The following is a 1,458-nucleotide window of genomic DNA, read 5'->3' as shown; positions in this document are numbered from 1 at the left end:
CAAGTCGCTATTCTATGATATTTGGGATAACAATTTCCACAGGAAATCAGACATTATCGAAATTTACTCAACTTGCAACTTCGACTAATGTTGGAAATAGGAAATGTAGTAGCTACAAATATTATTAATCCAAATTGTTAATCTAAGCTTTCGAGACTGCCGATTTAGGGACTAAGTTCCCATATTGACAGTATTTTCCCATTCCTCCCTGCGCCCATGCACCTAGAAGTGAGACAAATAAAGATATGATATAAGCGATCGCAATCTATTCCCCCAGGTTCATGGCTTACTACATCGCTCCCCGCTTTCTCGATAAACTTGCTGTCCACATCACAAAAAATTTCCTCAACCTCCCTGGTATACGTGTTCCCTTGATTTTAGGAATTCACGGACGTAAGGGGGAAGGAAAATCCTTCCAATGTGAGTTGGTTTTTGAACGCATGGGGATAGAAGTAACCCTGATTTCCGGTGGAGAGTTGGAAAGTCCCGATGCAGGTGATCCAGCACGATTAATTCGCTTGCGGTATCGGGAAACTGCCGAACTAATTAAGGTACGTGGGAAAATGTGCGTACTGATGATAAATGATTTGGATGCTGGAGCAGGACGTTTTGACCAAGGTACTCAGTATACTGTAAATACCCAGTTGGTGAATGCGACATTGATGAATATCGCTGATAACCCCACCGACGTACAGCTACCAGGTAGTTATGACTCTACACCATTGTGTCGCGTGCCAATTATCGTTACGGGTAATGATTTCTCAACTTTATACGCACCATTAATCCGTGATGGACGGATGGAGAAATTTTATTGGCAACCCGATCGCGATGATAAAGTTGGGATTGTGGAAGGGATTTTTGCCGAAGATAGTTTGTCGCGTCGGGATATTGAGCAATTTGTAGATACCTTCCCAAGTCAATCAGTAGACTTTTATAGCGCATTGCGATCGCGCATTTATGATGAGCAAATTCGCAAGTTTATTCATGATGTCGGTTTTGAACGGGTTTCCCAATTGGTGGTTAATAGTGTCGATGGACCACCACAATTTCAGAAACCTAATTTCAACCTATCTTATTTAATGGAGATGGGTCATTTTATGGTAGAAGAACAGCAGCGAGTTCAAAATTCTCTCTTGGTAGAGGAATATAATCGCGGTTTATATTCCCGTCAATTGACACCAGCAACCACAGCATCAAATTCAAACTATTCCCCCAATGGCAGCGATAATTCACAAGCTCCATCCCCAAGTGATGCATATTATAAAGCTTATTCATCAGTATCCAATTCCGGTGGGATTTCAAATTTAACCTTAGAAACCCAAGAGCAGGTAAGACAAATACTATCCCAGGGTTACAGAATCGGTGTTGAACATGTGGATGAAAGACGCTTCCGTACTGGTTCGTGGCAAAGTTGCGCTATGGGAGAAATTAATGGGGAATCTGATGCGATTTCGACTT

The 1,458-nt window shown here is 41.9% G+C and carries 1 protein-coding gene; it reads left to right on the top strand.

Annotated features, from left to right (window positions below; all coding sequences use genetic code 11):
• Window positions 1–281 precede the first annotated feature (281 nt).
• Window positions 282–1,458 (top strand): AAA family ATPase (locus CK510_RS30305; protein WP_095725110.1); only part of this gene is annotated, 1,177 nt, incomplete at its 3' end.

Origin of the sequence: Brunnivagina elsteri CCALA 953 (genome assembly GCF_002289455.1) — a bacterium.
GTDB classification, from domain to species: Bacteria; Cyanobacteriota; Cyanobacteriia; order Cyanobacteriales; family Nostocaceae; genus Brunnivagina; species Brunnivagina elsteri.
Note: the sequence above shows the minus strand (reverse complement) of the source record. Positions and strands in the feature narration are given on the sequence as shown.